17 protein-coding genes and 1 tRNA gene are annotated in these 14,961 nt (G+C 34.4%); 15 read left to right on the top strand and 3 right to left on the bottom strand.

Going from position 1 to position 14,961, the window contains the following annotated elements; all coding sequences use genetic code 11:
- Positions 1–11: 11 nt before the first annotated feature.
- From ACFX5E_RS04650 to ACFX5E_RS04610, 9 genes are all read left to right on the top strand, one after another.
- A complete protein-coding gene (locus tag ACFX5E_RS04650; RefSeq protein ID WP_379854008.1) occupies positions 12–1,061 on the top strand; it encodes an NADH-quinone oxidoreductase subunit G in 1,050 nt (349 codons plus the stop codon).
- On the top strand, positions 1,054–2,106 hold the full coding sequence (gene nuoH, locus ACFX5E_RS04645) for an NADH-quinone oxidoreductase subunit NuoH (RefSeq protein ID WP_379854007.1): 1,053 nt from the start codon (positions 1,054–1,056) through the stop codon (positions 2,104–2,106). Before ACFX5E_RS04650 ends, nuoH begins: the two co-directional genes overlap by 8 nt.
- 115 nt (positions 2,107–2,221) lie before the next feature.
- Complete coding sequence (locus ACFX5E_RS04640) at positions 2,222–2,767, top strand: NuoI/complex I 23 kDa subunit family protein (protein WP_379854006.1); 546 nt, start codon at positions 2,222–2,224, stop codon at positions 2,765–2,767.
- Positions 2,767–3,279: an NADH-quinone oxidoreductase subunit J family protein gene (locus ACFX5E_RS04635; RefSeq protein ID WP_379854005.1), complete on the top strand. Its 513-nt coding sequence runs from the start codon at positions 2,767–2,769 to the stop codon at positions 3,277–3,279. Before ACFX5E_RS04640 ends, ACFX5E_RS04635 begins: the two co-directional genes overlap by 1 nt.
- A 1-nt stretch (position 3,280) precedes the next feature.
- On the top strand, positions 3,281–3,601 hold the full coding sequence (gene nuoK / locus ACFX5E_RS04630; protein WP_379854004.1) for an NADH-quinone oxidoreductase subunit NuoK: 321 nt from the start codon (positions 3,281–3,283) through the stop codon (positions 3,599–3,601).
- Positions 3,602–3,607: 6 nt separating this feature from the next.
- Positions 3,608–5,491, top strand: coding sequence for an NADH-quinone oxidoreductase subunit L (gene nuoL / locus ACFX5E_RS04625; RefSeq protein WP_379854002.1), 1,884 nt, complete (start codon positions 3,608–3,610; stop codon positions 5,489–5,491).
- A gap of 106 nt (positions 5,492–5,597) precedes the next feature.
- Positions 5,598–7,040: a complex I subunit 4 family protein gene (locus ACFX5E_RS04620; protein WP_379854001.1), complete on the top strand. Its 1,443-nt coding sequence runs from the start codon at positions 5,598–5,600 to the stop codon at positions 7,038–7,040.
- A gap of 12 nt (positions 7,041–7,052) precedes the next feature.
- Positions 7,053–8,423, top strand: coding sequence for an NADH-quinone oxidoreductase subunit N (locus ACFX5E_RS04615; protein ID WP_379854000.1), 1,371 nt, complete (start codon positions 7,053–7,055; stop codon positions 8,421–8,423).
- 200 nt (positions 8,424–8,623) lie between these two features.
- A complete protein-coding gene (locus ACFX5E_RS04610) occupies positions 8,624–9,340 on the top strand; it encodes a DsbA family oxidoreductase (protein ID WP_379853999.1) in 717 nt (238 codons plus the stop codon).
- Between the two features lie 86 nt (positions 9,341–9,426).
- On the opposite strand, the gene ACFX5E_RS04605 is transcribed toward ACFX5E_RS04610, so the two are convergent.
- Positions 9,427–10,137, bottom strand: a complete 711-nt coding sequence (locus tag ACFX5E_RS04605; RefSeq protein WP_379853998.1) for a hypothetical protein — start codon at positions 10,135–10,137, stop codon at positions 9,427–9,429.
- A 436-nt stretch (positions 10,138–10,573) separates the two neighbouring features.
- Here ACFX5E_RS04605 and ACFX5E_RS04600 point away from each other — a divergent pair, with 436 nt between their 5' ends.
- Positions 10,574–10,843: a Y-family DNA polymerase gene (locus ACFX5E_RS04600; protein WP_379854123.1), complete on the top strand. Its 270-nt coding sequence runs from the start codon at positions 10,574–10,576 to the stop codon at positions 10,841–10,843.
- Positions 10,844–10,992: 149 nt separating this feature from the next.
- Here the strand turns inward: ACFX5E_RS04600 and ACFX5E_RS04595 are convergent.
- Positions 10,993–11,069: transfer RNA gene (locus ACFX5E_RS04595), tRNA-Ala, on the bottom strand.
- Positions 11,070–11,196: 127 nt separating this feature from the next.
- Between ACFX5E_RS04595 and ACFX5E_RS04590 the strand changes: the two genes are divergently transcribed.
- The 5 genes from ACFX5E_RS04590 to ACFX5E_RS04570 all read left to right on the top strand — a co-directional run bounded on the left by ACFX5E_RS04590 (position 11,197) and on the right by ACFX5E_RS04570 (position 14,384).
- Positions 11,197–11,964, top strand: coding sequence for an enoyl-CoA hydratase/isomerase family protein (locus ACFX5E_RS04590; protein ID WP_379853997.1), 768 nt, complete (start codon positions 11,197–11,199; stop codon positions 11,962–11,964).
- Between the two features lie 6 nt (positions 11,965–11,970).
- A complete protein-coding gene (locus ACFX5E_RS04585; RefSeq protein ID WP_379853996.1) occupies positions 11,971–12,144 on the top strand; it encodes a hypothetical protein in 174 nt (57 codons plus the stop codon).
- Positions 12,145–12,178: 34 nt separating this feature from the next.
- Positions 12,179–12,643: a 6-pyruvoyl trahydropterin synthase family protein gene (locus ACFX5E_RS04580; RefSeq protein ID WP_379853995.1), complete on the top strand. Its 465-nt coding sequence runs from the start codon at positions 12,179–12,181 to the stop codon at positions 12,641–12,643.
- Positions 12,644–12,646: 3 nt separating this feature from the next.
- On the top strand, positions 12,647–13,399 hold the full coding sequence (locus ACFX5E_RS04575) for a UDP-2,3-diacylglucosamine diphosphatase (protein WP_379853994.1): 753 nt from the start codon (positions 12,647–12,649) through the stop codon (positions 13,397–13,399).
- Positions 13,400–13,571: 172 nt separating this feature from the next.
- Positions 13,572–14,384: an alpha/beta fold hydrolase gene (locus ACFX5E_RS04570; protein ID WP_379853993.1), complete on the top strand. Its 813-nt coding sequence runs from the start codon at positions 13,572–13,574 to the stop codon at positions 14,382–14,384.
- 125 nt (positions 14,385–14,509) lie between these two features.
- Here the strand turns inward: ACFX5E_RS04570 and ACFX5E_RS04565 are convergent, their stop codons facing one another.
- Positions 14,510–14,866, bottom strand: coding sequence for a hypothetical protein (locus tag ACFX5E_RS04565; protein ID WP_379853992.1), 357 nt, complete (start codon positions 14,864–14,866; stop codon positions 14,510–14,512).
- Between the last annotated feature and the right edge of the window lie 95 nt (positions 14,867–14,961).

The raw sequence follows: 14,961 nt of genomic DNA, 5'->3' as shown, positions 1-14,961 counted from the left end.
AATTTCAGAAAATGAAAGTAACAATAGACGGACAGTCAATAGAAGTAGAACCAGGAACAACAATCCTACAAGCAGCACGTATGATAGGTGGAGAAGTAGTTCCCCCTGCGATGTGCTATTATTCTAAACTAAAGGGAAGCGGTGGAAAATGCCGTTGCTGTTTAGTGGAAGTTGCAAAAGGAAGTGAAGCCGACCCAAGACCAATGCCTAAATTAATGGCTTCTTGTGTGACCGGTTGTATGGACGGAATGGAAGTGAATAGCAAATCTTCTGAGAGAGTAACCGAAGCCAGAAAATCAGTGACGGAATTTTTATTAATCAATCACCCGTTAGATTGTCCGGTTTGTGACCAGGCAGGTGAGTGTGATTTACAAAATTTAAGTTTTGAACATGGAAAATCACAAACTCGTTTTATAGAAGAAAAAAGAACATTTGAGCCTGAAAATATTGGTGATAATATTCAATTACACATGAATCGTTGTATCCTTTGCTACCGTTGCGTTATGGTTGCAGATCAATTGACTGACGATCGTGTTCATGGTGTAATGGATAGAGGAGATCATTCTAATATATCGACTTGTATTTCTAAAGCAATCGACAATGAGTTTTCTGGAAATATGATTGATGTATGTCCGGTAGGAGCATTGACAGACAAAACGTTTAGATTTAAATCTAGAGTTTGGTTTAGCAAGCCTTATAATGCACACAGAAATTGCCCTACTTGTTCTGGAAAAACTACAGTTTGGATGTTTGGTGATGAAATTCAACGTGTTACGGGAAGAAAAGATGAGTACCATGAAGTAGATGAATTTATTTGTAATGGATGTCGTTTTGATCACAAAGAAATTTCAGATTGGACAATTGAAGGACCGAGAGCATTCGAAAAAGATTCGGTTATCAATCAAAATAAATACAACAGAAAATTAGAGAAAGTTGAAATCGCTACCGAAGAGCATATTCTTCTGGGTAGAGAGGAAGACCGTAAGAAAATAAGCATGGCCGAAATTCCATTGACCGAAGAAGATATTATAAATCAAAAAACTTTGGGCAATAATGGATAGTACTATTATCATAGAAAAAAGTGTCATTATTGTTGCAGTTTTTGCTTTGACAATGTTGATGGCAATGTATTCAACTTGGGCAGAACGAAAAGTTGCCGCTTGGCTTCAAGACCGTGTTGGACCAAACAGAGCGGGTCCTTTTGGATTGTTTCAACCGCTTGCCGATGGTTTGAAATTATTCTCGAAAGAAGAATTTGAACCCAATACACCAAACAGATTTTTGTTTTTTGTAGGTCCGGCAATTGCTATGAGTACGGCTTTAATGACGAGTGCCGTAATTCCTTGGGGAGATAGACTGCATTTATTTGGTAGAGATATTTTATTACAGGCTACGGATTTAAACATTGGATTGTTATACTTTTTTGGAGTTGTTTCAGTAGGTGTTTACGGAATCATGATTGGTGGTTGGGCATCGAATAATAAGTTCTCTTTGATGGGTGCGGTTCGTGCTGCTTCGCAAATGGTATCTTATGAAGTTGCAATGGGACTTTCGATGATTGCTTTGTTGATGATGACCGGAACGTTGAGTTTAAGAGAGATTTCAGCACAACAAGCAGGAATGAACTGGAATGTGTTTTACCAACCGTTATCTTTTATTATATTTTTAATTTGTGCTTTTGCAGAAACGAACAGAACTCCTTTTGACTTAGCGGAATGTGAAAGTGAATTAATTGGAGGATACCACACGGAATATTCATCAATGAAAATGGGATTTTATTTATTTGCTGAGTATGCAAATATGTTTATTTCCTCGACGATTTTAGCGGTTTTATTCTTTGGAGGATATAATTATCCAGGAATGAGTTGGGTTGTTGAAAATTGGGGTGTAAATATTGCCAATGTTTTAGGATTTGGTGCTTTGTTTATCAAATTATGTGGATTCATATTTTTCTATATGTGGGTTCGTTGGACTATTCCAAGATTCAGATACGATCAATTGATGCATTTGGGTTGGAGAATATTAATTCCATTGTCAATCATTAATATCATAATCACCGGAATTGTAATTTTGCGAGCAGATATCGCTGCTTATTTAGGATTTTAATTAGTACCGAAAAAGCCCTAGCCCTGATAGCAGTGGAAATCCTTTATTTGTTTTTCTTTAAAAACAATAAAGATTGAAACGAATAGCAGGATTAAGCTTCAAATAAAAATAAAAAATGTCAATAGAAAGTATATCCTTATCGGGAAGAAAAAAGCAAGTCTCTAACAAGGAGATGACTTTTTGGGAAAGAATGTATCTTGTTGCGATTGTCAAAGGTTTGATAATTACGATTCAGCATTTATTCACTAGAAAAGTTACGATTCAATATCCGGAGCAGGTGCGTGAAATGAGTCCGGTTTACCGCGGTCAGCACCAGTTGAAACGCGATGAACAAGGTCGTGAAAACTGTACAGCCTGTGGTTTGTGTGCGTTATCTTGTCCTGCTGAGGCAATTACGATGACAGCGGAAGAACGCAGAGAAGATGAAAAGCATTTGTATAGAGAAGAGAAATATGCATCGATATATGAAATCAATATGTTGCGTTGTATTTTCTGTGGTTTGTGTGAAGAAGCTTGTCCGAAAGATGCTATTTATCTGACTACATCAAAAGTATTAGTTCCTTCAAGTTATGAAAGAGAAGATTTTATCTTCGGAAAAGATAAATTGGTCATGCCTTTAGATATCGCAATGCAAAATGCTCAACTTAAAAACGCTAACTAATGTCTACAGTACTTATTCTATTTTGTGTATTATCAGCTATAACTTTGTCAACTGCATTTCTGACAATTTTCAGTAAAAATCCAATACACAGTGCTATTTATTTAGTGATTTGTTTTTTCTCGATTGCAGGTCATTATTTGTTGTTGAACGCGCAATTCCTGGCAATAGTTCACATTATTGTTTATTCTGGAGCGATTATGATTTTGTTTTTATTCACCATCATGCTGATGAATTTAAATGAACAACGAGAGGTTTACAGACCCAGAATTACAAGACTTGGGGCAATAGTTTCTTTCTGTCTGATCTGTTTGGTTTTAATAACCATTTTCATAAACTCAAAACCTATTGTTGGAGAATACACTTCGACTGGTGAAGATTACCAATCTATTAAAGTTTTGGGTAAAATACTCCTAAATGAATATATGGTTCCTTTTGAATTTGCTTCTGTATTACTTTTGGTTGCTATGATTGGTACTGTTTTATTGTCTAAAAAAGAAAAATTAGAAAAGTAATATGAATAATATTTTAAACCAAATTGGTATTGAAAACTTTATATTCCTGAGCGTAATACTTTTTTGTATTGGCGTTTTTGGGGTATTGTACAGACGAAATGCCATTATCGTATTTATGTCAATTGAAATAATGCTGAATGCAGTGAATCTTTTGTTCGTCGCATTTTCTACTTATCATCAAGATGCGCAAGGACAGGTTTTTGTGTTTTTCTCGATGGCTGTTGCCGCTGCAGAAGTTGCGGTAGGATTGGCAATCCTGGTTTCTATATTTAGAAATTTAGGATCAATTACTATTGATAATTTAAAAAACTTAAAAGGATAGATGGAAATGAATACCAATATAGCTTTAGTTTTAGTTCTAGCTCCTTTTTTAGGATTTTTAATCAATGTTTTCTTTGGCAAAAACATGGGGAAATCTCTTGCAGGAATAATAGGAACACTTTCAGTAGTTGTTTCTTTTATTGCGACTGGTTATTTTTTCGGTCGAATTTCAGCACAACCGGAAGGAATCCATATTTCGCTTTTTGACTGGATTCAAATCAGCAATTTTCAAGTAGATTTCGGATTTCAATTAGACCAGTTGTCAATTTTATGGCTGCTTTTCGTAACCGGAATTGGATCTCTGATTCATTTGTATTCTATCAGTTACATGCATGATGATGAAAACATGCATAAATTCTTCGCCTATTTGAATCTGTTTATATTCTTCATGATCACCTTAGTAATGGGAAGTAACTTATTAGTAATGTTCATCGGTTGGGAAGGTGTTGGTCTTTGTTCGTATCTTTTAATTGGATTTTGGTATAAAAACCAAGAGTACAATGATGCGGCAAAGAAAGCATTCATCATGAACCGTATTGGAGATTTAGGGTTATTAATCGGAATCTTTATTTTAGGGCATTTATTTTCTACCTTAGATTATGCTACTTTAAAAACGGCTATCGCCGGTGCAACTGATCTTAATATGTATTGGCTTTCTGCTGCTGCTTTCGCTTTATTCATTGGAGCATGTGGTAAATCAGCACAAATTCCATTGTATACTTGGTTGCCTGATGCAATGGCTGGACCAACACCGGTTTCTGCATTGATTCACGCGGCTACGATGGTTACCGCTGGTATTTTTATGATTACAAGATTAAATTTCTTGTTTGATTTGGTTCCAAGCGTTCAATCTATAATCGCAGTTGTTGGAGCAATTACTGCCTTGGTAGCCGCAACAATTGGATTGGTTCAAAATGACATCAAAAAAGTATTAGCTTATTCTACTGTTTCGCAATTGGGGTTAATGTTCCTTGCTTTAGGTTTAGGCGCTTACGAAGTTGCCGTTTTCCATGTAATCACACATGCTTTCTTCAAAGCTTGTTTGTTCTTGGGTTCGGGTTCTGTAATTCACGCTTTGCACGGAGAACAAGATATGCGTAAAATGGGCGGTTTGAAAAAAGCAATGCCAATTACTTTCGCAACCATGTTAATCGCTTCATTAGCAATTTCAGGAGTTCCATTATTCTCCGGTTTTTTCTCGAAAGATGAAATCTTGTTAGTGGCTTTCCATCATAATATTCCGTTATGGGTTTTGGCTTCGGTTGCTTCTATCATGACTGCTTTCTATATGTTTAGATTAATGTTTTTAACTTTCTTCCAAGAGTTCAGAGGAACAGCGGAACAAAAACATCATTTACATGAAAGTCCTTCATTAATCACATTTCCTTTAATCGTTTTAGCGATATTGGCAACAATAGGAGGTTTGATTAGTTTACCGGGCAACAGTTGGTTGAATGAATATTTGACTCCAATTTTACCAAAATTAGCTACTGCAGAACACCATTTAGGAACTACCGAGTACATGCTGATGGCAATTGCAGTTGTGGGCGGATTGGTAGGAATAGGTATTGCTTACGCCAAATACATCAAACAAAATACAGTTCCCACAGAAGATGCTGAAATCACAGGCTTTTCAAAAGTACTTTACAACAAATATTATGTAGATGAAATCTATGATGCTATTTTTGTTAAACCGATTAATGTTTTGTCGCTTTTCTTTAGAGATACTATTGAAACGGCTTTATCATCTTTGGTTTTTGGTCTCGGAAAAGTAACCAATGAAATAAGTTTTCAAGGAAAGAAAATACAAAATGGAAGTATCGGGCTTTATCTACTTGTTTTCGTATTGGGGCTTTGTGCCATTGTTTCTTATTTATTTTTAGCTCAATAATCTTGTACTATGAAATAGACTTTTCACGCCAAATTTCAATTATTAAATAAATTTCATTTTAAAAGTCTATTACATTTGACCTTTAAAAAATAATAAAAAATTACAAATGAATGTATCTCTAATATTAATTATACTTTTGGTTGGTGCGTTTGCAACTTTTCTTGCAGGCGATAAACTAGCTTCAAAAGTGGCACTGTTCTTTGGTTTGGCTGCTGCAGGCTCTACTATTGTATTATTAAATCACTATAATTTAGGTGAAAATATCAGTTTTATCAACCGGTGGATCACGCAACCTAATATTTCTTTTGCTTTAAAAGCGGATGGACTTTCACTGGCGATGCTTTTATTGACTACCGCATTGACTCCAATTATTATTTTCTCTTCTTTTGGGAATGACTATAAAAATTCAAAATCATTTTATGCGTTAATCTTGTTTATGTCATTTGCAATGGCAGGAACATTCTTGGCATCAGACGGTTTGTTATATTACATTTTCTGGGAATTGTCCTTGATTCCTATTTACTTCATCGCTTTAATTTGGGGTAACGGAGATGCAGAAGAACGCAAAAAAGCGGTAGTTAAATTCTTTATCTACACGCTTGCAGGATCATTGTTTATGTTGGTGGCTTTTGTTTATTTATATCAAAAAGCGGGAAGCTTTTTATTGGAAGACTTATACAAATTGAACTTAACTGCAACCGAACAGTTGTGGATATTCTTAGCTTTCTTCTTGGCTTATGCCATCAAGATTCCATTAATTCCTTTCCATACTTGGCAGGCTAATGTTTACCAAAAAGCACCAACTGTTGGAACTATGCTTTTATCAGGAATCATGCTAAAAATGGGATTGTATAGTGTTATTCGTTGGCAGTTGCCGTTGGCTCCGCTTGCCGCTAAAGAATATATGTTTATATTCATAGGTTTAGGAATTGCAGGTGTTATATATGGTTCGGTCGTTGCTTTGAGACAAAAGGATTTAAAGAAATTGTTAGCGTATTCCTCTTTGGCACACGTTGGTTTAATTGCTGCTGGAACATACACATTAACATTAGATGGATTTCGTGGAGCTGTTTTGCAGATGATTGCTCACGGTTTTGTAGTTGTTGGATTGTTCTTTATTGCTGAGATTATTTTCAGAAGGTATGAAACAAGATCAATTGCTGAAATGGGTGGTATTCGTGCACAGACACCAAAATTCACTTCGATGTTTTTAATTTTAGTTTTAGCATCGGTTGCATTACCGACTACTTTTAACTTTGTTGGAGAATTCACCGTTTTATACAGCTTATCTCAAATTAATATTTGGTTTGCCATTTTAGGAGGAACTACCATAATTTTGGGAGCTTATTATATGTTGAGAATGTTTCAACATGCTATGTTAGGCGAAACCAATACAAAAATATTTGCAGATGTAACTTTCAATGAAGGAGCAACTTTGGTGATAATAATTGCCGTTTTATTCTTTTTTGGAATGTATCCAAAACCAATTATAGATTTGATCACACCAAGTCTTGAAGAAATTTTAACTCAAATTAATAGAATTAACTAGTCAAATAAAACAATGAATACATTAATAGCTATAATAGGATTAGGTGTTTTATGCCTTTTATTTGAAATTTTTAATTTAAGAAAAGCCATTGTGCCTATAACAATCATTGGATTGCTAGGTGTGCTGGGTCTAACTATGTCTGAATTTAATTCGACAGAAAGTTACTATAACAATATGATTGTTGTAAGTAAATTTTCAACTACATTCTCTTGTTTGTTTATCGTACTAACGATTTTCTTGGTGGCTTTAAGTCATAATTTTTACGAAAATCACCAATCAAAAATATCAGATTTTATTGCTATAAAAGTATTCTTATTGGCAGGAGCTGTTGCGATGGTATCTTTTGGAAACTTAGCGATGTTCTTTTTAGGAATCGAAGTATTATCTATATCACTTTACATTCTTGCGGCAAGCGAGCGTATGAATTTAAAAAGTAATGAAGCGGGAATGAAGTATTTCCTTATGGGGTCTTTTGCTTCAGGAATTATTTTGTTTGGTATCTGTTTAATTTATGGAGCGATGGGAAGTTTTGATGTTTCAGAAATCAGTGAATTATCGCAATCGGCTGAACTGCCAATTTGGTTTCCTATCGGAATTGTATTATTGACAATAGGAATGTTATTCAAAGTTGCCGCTGTTCCTTTTCATTTTTGGGCACCGGACGTTTACGAAGGTTCTCCTGCATTGACTACAGCATTGATGAGTACTTTAGCAAAAGTTGTTGCGATGGCTACATTATACAAATTATTATCGGTTATGAATGCTGATGTTTCTGAGTCATTCAAAATGGTTGTAGTTGTGATTTCTATGGCTTCGATGACGGTTGGAAATATTATGGCGTTAAGACAAACGAATGTCAAGCGTATGCTTGCTTTTTCAGGGGTTTCTCATGCGGGATTTATGTTGATGACTTTATTGAGTCTATCTACTTCTGCAGGCAGCCTTTTGTATTATGCTTCAGCCTATTCTTTGTCTGGTATCGCTGCTTTTAGTGTGATTTTATATGTTTGTAAGAACAGAAATAACGAAGATATTACGAATTTCCATGGTTTAGGAAAAACGAATCCATTGTTAGCAGCTATTCTTACTGCAGCTTTACTGTCTATGGCTGGTATTCCAATTTTCGCTGGTTTCTTTGCTAAGTTGGTGTTGTTCAATCAGACAATTCAAGCCGGTTATTTAGTATTAGTGATTGTAGCAGTTGTCAATTCTATTATAAGTGTTGGATACTACTTCAAATTGATTTTGGCGATGTACACCAAAGAACCAAACGAAGAAAGAAAAGGAAAACCATTCTTAATTTATGCGGTAGCAGTTGTTACTATTGTTTTGAATTTAGTTTTAGGTTTGTTTCCATCTTTGGTGTTGGATTTATTGGCGTAAATAAAATTTTTAAAAATATACAGGAAACCATCAAGAGTAATTTTGATGGTTTTTTTGGTTCTAAAAGTGTTTACTGGATTCAAATAAATATTTACTATTCGAGTATATATAATAAAATACTAAAACTCAAAAAGCTGCAAAGTGAAATGATTAGTTTTGCATTTATCAAATCAATTTGAATTTCAATTAAAAGAATTAAAATGGGAAATACGTTAAAAGTACAAATCTGGTCGGATATTATGTGTCCGTTTTGTTATATAGGAAAAAGAAGAATTGAAGAAGCTTTACAGAAATTCGAACATAAAGATGCTGTCGAAATTGAATGGAAAAGCTACCAACTGGATGCCAGTTTTATCGCCTCTCCTGAGGATAATATGTTAGAACATTTGGCAGAAAAATATAGAAAGGACAATGATTGGGCTCAAAATATGCTCGATAGTATGACCGAAAATGCAAAAGCAGCAGGGCTGGATTTTCATTTTGAAAAAGCGATTCTTGCTAATTCTTTTAATGCACATCGATTGTTGCATTTGGCTAAAAAGTATAACCTGGCGAATGATTTAGAAGAACTTTTGTTCAAAGCCTATTTAACCGAAGGAAAGAATATTAATGATCTTGATACTTTAAGCAAACTGGGGATTGAAGTAGGACTGGAAGCGGATGAGATTGCTGAGGTATTGAATTCAGATACTTTTGGTGCTGAAGTGAAAAAGGATCAAGAAGAAGCAAATGCTATCGGTGTTCAGGGAGTTCCGTTTTTTGTTTTGGATAATAAATATGGAATTTCCGGAGCGCAGCCTGCAACTGCATTTTTAGAAACGTTGGAAAAAGCTTGGCAAGAAGGTAAATTTGAGTCGAAAGTGACATTGGTCAATACAACAACCGAAAATAGTTGTGACATCAATGGTTGTGACTAGTTACAATATAAAGGTCTTGTCTTTAATACAAAAAACCCGCTGATACTAATATCAACGGGTTTTTCTAACAAACCATTTAAACCTAACTAACGTCTTTTATCAATTCGGATATCTACACTTCCTAAAGCTTTATTGTCTTCTTTTTGTGCTTTTGTCCCACCGTTTTTAAAATAGTATTGATTTTGATCGTTTGAATTTTGATTATTTCCATGATCATCATCGCAGTCTTCGTTATCATTGTTATTTTGGTTACCACCATAATTAGGTTCGTAATTGCCAACATTATTTTCATAAGCGCGACGTCCTTTTACACTTCCAACCATATCAATAATCTGACCACGACGGTTGTAAATAATTTGCAATCCACCTACTTGTTCCAATGCATAACGGTTGTAAGTCATGTATACAGAACCAACTCGTTTAATCCTATCATTCGCATCATAGTTGATCATCACATTTCCAATACGTCTAACTCTTCCGAAATTATCGTGTTCCACTTTTACACCATAATTCCCGTTTCTAAAATTTGAGGGAGCGCCATGCGTTCTATTTACAGCGCTCGTCCTTGTAGCTTTATAATACATGTCACCACCGGTTGCTGGACGTGTATTGAAATCAAATTGTCCGTCAGGAAACACGAAGAACTCAACTCCTCTTTCTGTGAACACAATTGGTTCCGCATTTCTAAAATCAACAGGTAATCTTCTCTCCTGAGAAAAATTGTTTTTCTCTGTTGCATTCGCTACACCACCTCCAAATAAGAGGATACTAGCTACTAAAAAGGTAATTTTTTTCATAATAAATGGTATTTGTGTTTTGCCTACTCTTGAGCTTTTCGGCTTTCGCTTTTTTACTTATTTGTTTAGGTATATTCAAGTAGCGTGCCAAAGTTTTGAATCACGGTTTCGTGCTTTTAGACTATAAATCAATTTATTATATTTAAATAGTTTAAAATCAATTAATTGATATTTTAAAAAATTTAATTAAAATTTTTTCAGGAGCGAATATTAAGATTTTTTTAATGAAATTCCTGCTGTGTTCTATGTTTCTTTTTTGGGTTTGAGACCAAATAAAAAAAAATTGCCTAATATCGAAGATTGTTTTTCCATAAAACTACTTATCAACAATCCCTAAAATTAACTTTATTATTTACCCACATAAAGAGATATTGAGTAATTTTTTACTAGAGATGCTTTAGTCGATTGTAATAATTTTTACACTTCCTGTGAACGTATTTTTCAACCGAAATTCAGCGGAAAACCAGTTGCGATATTATCTAACAACGATGGTTGTGTAATCTCCAGAAGCAATGAAGTCAAAGTGGCTGGGATTCCAATGGACGCACCGGCGTTTCAAATCAAGGAAATGGTAAAAGAAATGAATGTACAATTAAATTTTTCTCGCAAATTATCATATGGACTTTCTATTTGTTTGATACTTTTTGAACACTTTTTATTTTCACATCCAGTGACAATGACTAACTATATAGATAAAGTTGCTTAGTGAGAGAAGTTAATATACTGGGATTTAGTTACTCCGACAATTTAGTATGGAGCTTCATTTTTTTACACTTCCAATATCAAAAGTTCACTAAAAAGGTAAATTTAGATAAAACAAAAAAAGCCTCACATTGCTGTAAGGCTTGGTATTACTGGTGGAGAATACCGGATTCGAACCGGTCACCTCTTGCCTGCCAGGCAAGCACTCTAGCCAAATGAGCTAATCCCCCAAACTATATCGCAAATATAACATATAAATAGAGTAAAAAACAAATTTCAAAATTACAAATCGATTCTATTCGAAAAAAAAGCAAAAGCATCCTCTATTATTTTTAACTTTACATAAAAATAGCTGCTATGATAACACAAAATTCAACGGGTTCACTAATTACAACAATAGAAAACAAAATCGCTACTATCGAATTTGGTCATCCTGCCAGCAATTCCTTTCCACGGGAATTATTGGATAGGGTAACAAATGCACTCAATAGTTTGAGTGATAATCCGGATGTTTCCGTTATTGTATTGCGAAGTGAAGGTGTCGGTGCTTTTTGTGCGGGTGCTTCATTTGATGAACTCTTGGCGGTTTCGAATCTGGAAGAAGGAACAAAATTCTTTTTAGGATTTGCCCAATTAATCAATGCTATGCGAAACTGTAAGAAATTAATTGTAGGTCGCGTTCACGGAAAAGCAGTAGGTGGGGGTGTAGGAATTGCTTCGGCTTGTGATTATGTATTTGCTACAAATAATGCGGCTATAAAATTATCTGAATTGGCGATTGGTATCGGTCCGTTTGTTATAGAACCTTCTGTTTCAAGAAAAATTGGAAAAACGGCATTGGCCGAAATGACTTTGGCAGCGCACGAATGGAAATCGGCTGATTGGGCGAAAGAGAAAGGATTGTATGCCGATACTTTTGAAAATACGGATAATCTTGATGCTGCATTAGAAAATTTCTGTTCCAAATTAGCCGGTTATAATCCGGAAGCTTTGATCGAGATGAAAAAAGTCCTTTGGGAAGGAACTGATCATTGGGAAACGTTATTGTTAGAACGTGCCGCAATCACTGGTAAATTAGTGCTTTCAGAATATTCGAAAAAAGCATTAACTCAATTTAAAAAATAAATTAAGATGACAATTATAGCGCTTGCACAACAGGTAAATATTGCAGAAAAATTAAAAAACGCGACCGATAGCAGTTATCAGACGGGCGTAATTATTGGGTCTTTTGTGCCCTTTGTGATTTTAATCGGATTGGCGTATTGGATGTATTCCAGTGCAAAAAAAAGAGACAAAAACGGTTAATTATTCACTAAATTTGCAATCAAAATAAAATCCGATGAGCAATATCAGAATTACAAAACAATTTAGTTTCGAAACCGGCCATGCCTTATACGGCTATGATGGGAAATGTAAAAATGTTCACGGGCACAGTTATAAATTGTCAGTAACCGTAATTGGAACTCCAATCACGGATAGAAGTAATGTTAAGTTTGGAATGGTAATCGATTTTACAGATTTGAAAAAAATCGTAAAAGAGGAAATTGTGGACCAATTTGATCACGCAACGGTTTTTAATGAAACTACCCCTCATATAGAATTAGCAAACGAATTGATAAAGCGTGGGCATCACGTTATTTTAGTGGATTATCAGCCAACAAGTGAAAATATGGTAGTTGATTTTTCACAAAGAATATTAAAAAGATTGCCAGAAGGAATAGCCCTTTTTTCCTTAAAATTGCAAGAAACAGAATCTTCTTTTGCAGAATGGTATGCAAGTGATAATTTCAAATCCATACTTTAATTCATGCAATTACCGAACAACAAAAAAATATATTTCGCCTCCGATCAACATTTTGGATCACCAACTCCTGAATTAAGTTTTCCCAGAGAACAAAAATTTGTAGCTTGGCTCGATGAGGTTAAAAAAGATGCAGAAGCTATTTTTTTATTAGGCGATTTATTTGATTTTTGGTTCGAATACAAAACAGTGGTCCCAAAAGGATTTGTACGGGTTCTGGGCAAACTCGCCGAAATCCGAGATAGCGGTATTCCTATTTACTTCTTCGTGGGAAATCACGATTTATGGATGGAGGATTATTTTCAGAAAGAATTGAATATCCCGGTCTATCACGATAATCAAGAATATACTTTTGGAAATAAAACCTTTTTAGTGGGTCATGGCGACGGAAAAGGTCCTGGCGACATGGGTTACAAACGAATGAAAAAAGTATTTACTAATCCATTCTCTAAATGGCTTTTTAGATGGCTTCATCCGGATATCGGAGTAGGATTGGCACAATATCTTTCCGTAAAAAACAAATTAATTTCCGGTGATGAAGATGTGACCTTTCTTGGCGAAGACAAAGAATGGTTGATTCTTTATTCCAAAAGAAAATTAGAAACTAAACACTACAATTACCTCATTTTTGGCCATCGTCATTTGCCTATGAAAGTAACGGTAGGTGAAAATTCCGAATATGTAAATCTTGGCGACTGGATTACGTATTTTACTTATGGTGTTTTTGATGGAGATACTTTTGAGATTAAAGAGTATTAATAAATTTCGATATTTTTTTGACATTCTGTTTTTGATTGGATAAAAAACCCACTAATAAGCCGTTAGTGGCTTATTAGTGTTTCCTTTTTGTATATATTTGATAAATTTCAAAGCAATGTAGCAGAGCTATAAATAAGTTATGTCCCAGCTAAAAAAACGAAATGTATACAATATGAGATTTAAAATATTACTTTTTACATTGGTTTTCTCTTTGAATGGAAATGCCCAAATAAAATATGGCTCAAATAATGGAAAATATTTGACAATTAAAGGAACGAAAATTTATTATGAAGAGTACGGAGTAGGAACTCCTCTATTATTAATACACGGAGGATTTGGAAGTATTATCGACTTTGAAAATGTTATTCCAATTCTTTCAAAAAAATATAAAGTTATTCTCTCTGATGCGCCGGGACTCGGTCGCTCCGAATATTCAGACACTCCGTTAAGTTATAAATTATTGGCAGAGTACAACTCGGAGATCATTGATAAATTAAAACTAGACAGTCTTTATGTCATTGGATGGAGTGATGGTGCAATTACTGGTTTGATTCTCGCAAAAAACAGACCTGATAAAGTGAAAAAGTTAATAATTTCAGGAGCGAATTATAAAATTGAGGGGTTTAAAAATATAGAAGAGGCTAAAAACTGGACAGATACAAATTGGATTGAAAAAAATTGGCCACATTGGATAAAATATTATCAAAAACTATCATCAAAAGATTGGAAAAGATATGTTACAGAGGCTAGACAAATGTGGTTTCAAGAACAATATTTCCCGAAAACTGATTTGGAATCAATAAAAATGCCAACTTTAGTGGTTTATGGTGACAATGATATGTATACTTTAGAACACGGTATTGAGATTCATAAGGCTATAAAAAACAGTCAATTTTGTGTAATTCCAAATTGTTCGCACGAAGTGTTTGGAGACAAACCTGAAATAATTAGCCAAATATCAATTGATTTTTTAAAAGGAGAATAATAGCCATATAGCTAGATTGTCGATTCGATAGGACGAAATCTTTTCCGTGCCCATAATGAGTAGTATCTACAACTATGGTGAAGGAAAAAGTTCTCGCTCAGGTTTACAAACAGTCAAAAAAAACCCTAATTCCTTCCCACTCCATACAAATAATCGTGTAAATTTATTTTAAACAAAGTCCCTTCGACCAAGTCTTTTACGGCATCTAATTCTTCCATGGAAACGGCTAAATCAATTTGGGAACAAGGTGTTTTTAGCAAGAATTTGGAGCATTTATTTTTCAGTTCACAATCGTCGCAATATTTGTTTTGCATGTAACTATCGTCAATACAATTCTTAAAAAGATGAAGTTCTTGTTTGGTAAAATAAAAACCCGTTTCTCTAAAAACCAATTGTACTTTATCTAGCACTATTTCATTCTCTTGTTTCCAGTAGAAAGAAGTTCCTGAATCATTGTAATATATTTGTTTTATTTCTTTCATTCGAAATTTATTTGAAACAAATATAATGATTATTTAGATTTGTTCTAAATAAAAAATATAAAAAAGTCACAAAAAAAGACGGTAAGTAATCCTGA

It is taken from the genome of Flavobacterium xylosi (genome assembly GCF_042787345.1).
In the GTDB taxonomy this organism is placed as follows: domain Bacteria; phylum Bacteroidota; class Bacteroidia; order Flavobacteriales; family Flavobacteriaceae; genus Flavobacterium; species Flavobacterium xylosi.
This window is presented reverse-complemented; position numbering and strand designations above follow the sequence as displayed.

What these genes read in the sequence shown, in the direction of transcription:
- ACFX5E_RS04640 (WP_379854006.1), top strand. Translation starts at nt 2,222, where the DNA reads ATGTCAATAGAAAGTATATCCTTATCGGGAAGAAAAAAGCAAGTCTCT.
- ACFX5E_RS04605 (WP_379853998.1), bottom strand. Translation starts at nt 10,137, where the DNA reads ATGAAAAAAATTACCTTTTTAGTAGCTAGTATCCTCTTATTTGGAGGT.
- ACFX5E_RS04610 (WP_379853999.1), top strand. Translation starts at nt 8,624, where the DNA reads ATGGGAAATACGTTAAAAGTACAAATCTGGTCGGATATTATGTGTCCG.
- ACFX5E_RS04580 (WP_379853995.1), top strand. Translation starts at nt 12,179, where the DNA reads ATGAGCAATATCAGAATTACAAAACAATTTAGTTTCGAAACCGGCCAT.
- ACFX5E_RS04650 (WP_379854008.1), top strand. Translation starts at nt 12, where the DNA reads ATGAAAGTAACAATAGACGGACAGTCAATAGAAGTAGAACCAGGAACA.
- ACFX5E_RS04590 (WP_379853997.1), top strand. Translation starts at nt 11,197, where the DNA reads ATGATAACACAAAATTCAACGGGTTCACTAATTACAACAATAGAAAAC.
- ACFX5E_RS04575 (WP_379853994.1), top strand. Translation starts at nt 12,647, where the DNA reads ATGCAATTACCGAACAACAAAAAAATATATTTCGCCTCCGATCAACAT.
- ACFX5E_RS04570 (WP_379853993.1), top strand. Translation starts at nt 13,572, where the DNA reads ATGAGATTTAAAATATTACTTTTTACATTGGTTTTCTCTTTGAATGGA.
- ACFX5E_RS04635 (WP_379854005.1), top strand. Translation starts at nt 2,767, where the DNA reads ATGTCTACAGTACTTATTCTATTTTGTGTATTATCAGCTATAACTTTG.
- nuoK (WP_379854004.1), top strand. Translation starts at nt 3,281, where the DNA reads ATGAATAATATTTTAAACCAAATTGGTATTGAAAACTTTATATTCCTG.
- nuoL (WP_379854002.1), top strand. Translation starts at nt 3,608, where the DNA reads ATGAATACCAATATAGCTTTAGTTTTAGTTCTAGCTCCTTTTTTAGGA.
- ACFX5E_RS04615 (WP_379854000.1), top strand. Translation starts at nt 7,053, where the DNA reads ATGAATACATTAATAGCTATAATAGGATTAGGTGTTTTATGCCTTTTA.
- nuoH (WP_379854007.1), top strand. Translation starts at nt 1,054, where the DNA reads ATGGATAGTACTATTATCATAGAAAAAAGTGTCATTATTGTTGCAGTT.
- ACFX5E_RS04565 (WP_379853992.1), bottom strand. Translation starts at nt 14,866, where the DNA reads ATGAAAGAAATAAAACAAATATATTACAATGATTCAGGAACTTCTTTC.
- ACFX5E_RS04585 (WP_379853996.1), top strand. Translation starts at nt 11,971, where the DNA reads ATGACAATTATAGCGCTTGCACAACAGGTAAATATTGCAGAAAAATTA.
- ACFX5E_RS04620 (WP_379854001.1), top strand. Translation starts at nt 5,598, where the DNA reads ATGAATGTATCTCTAATATTAATTATACTTTTGGTTGGTGCGTTTGCA.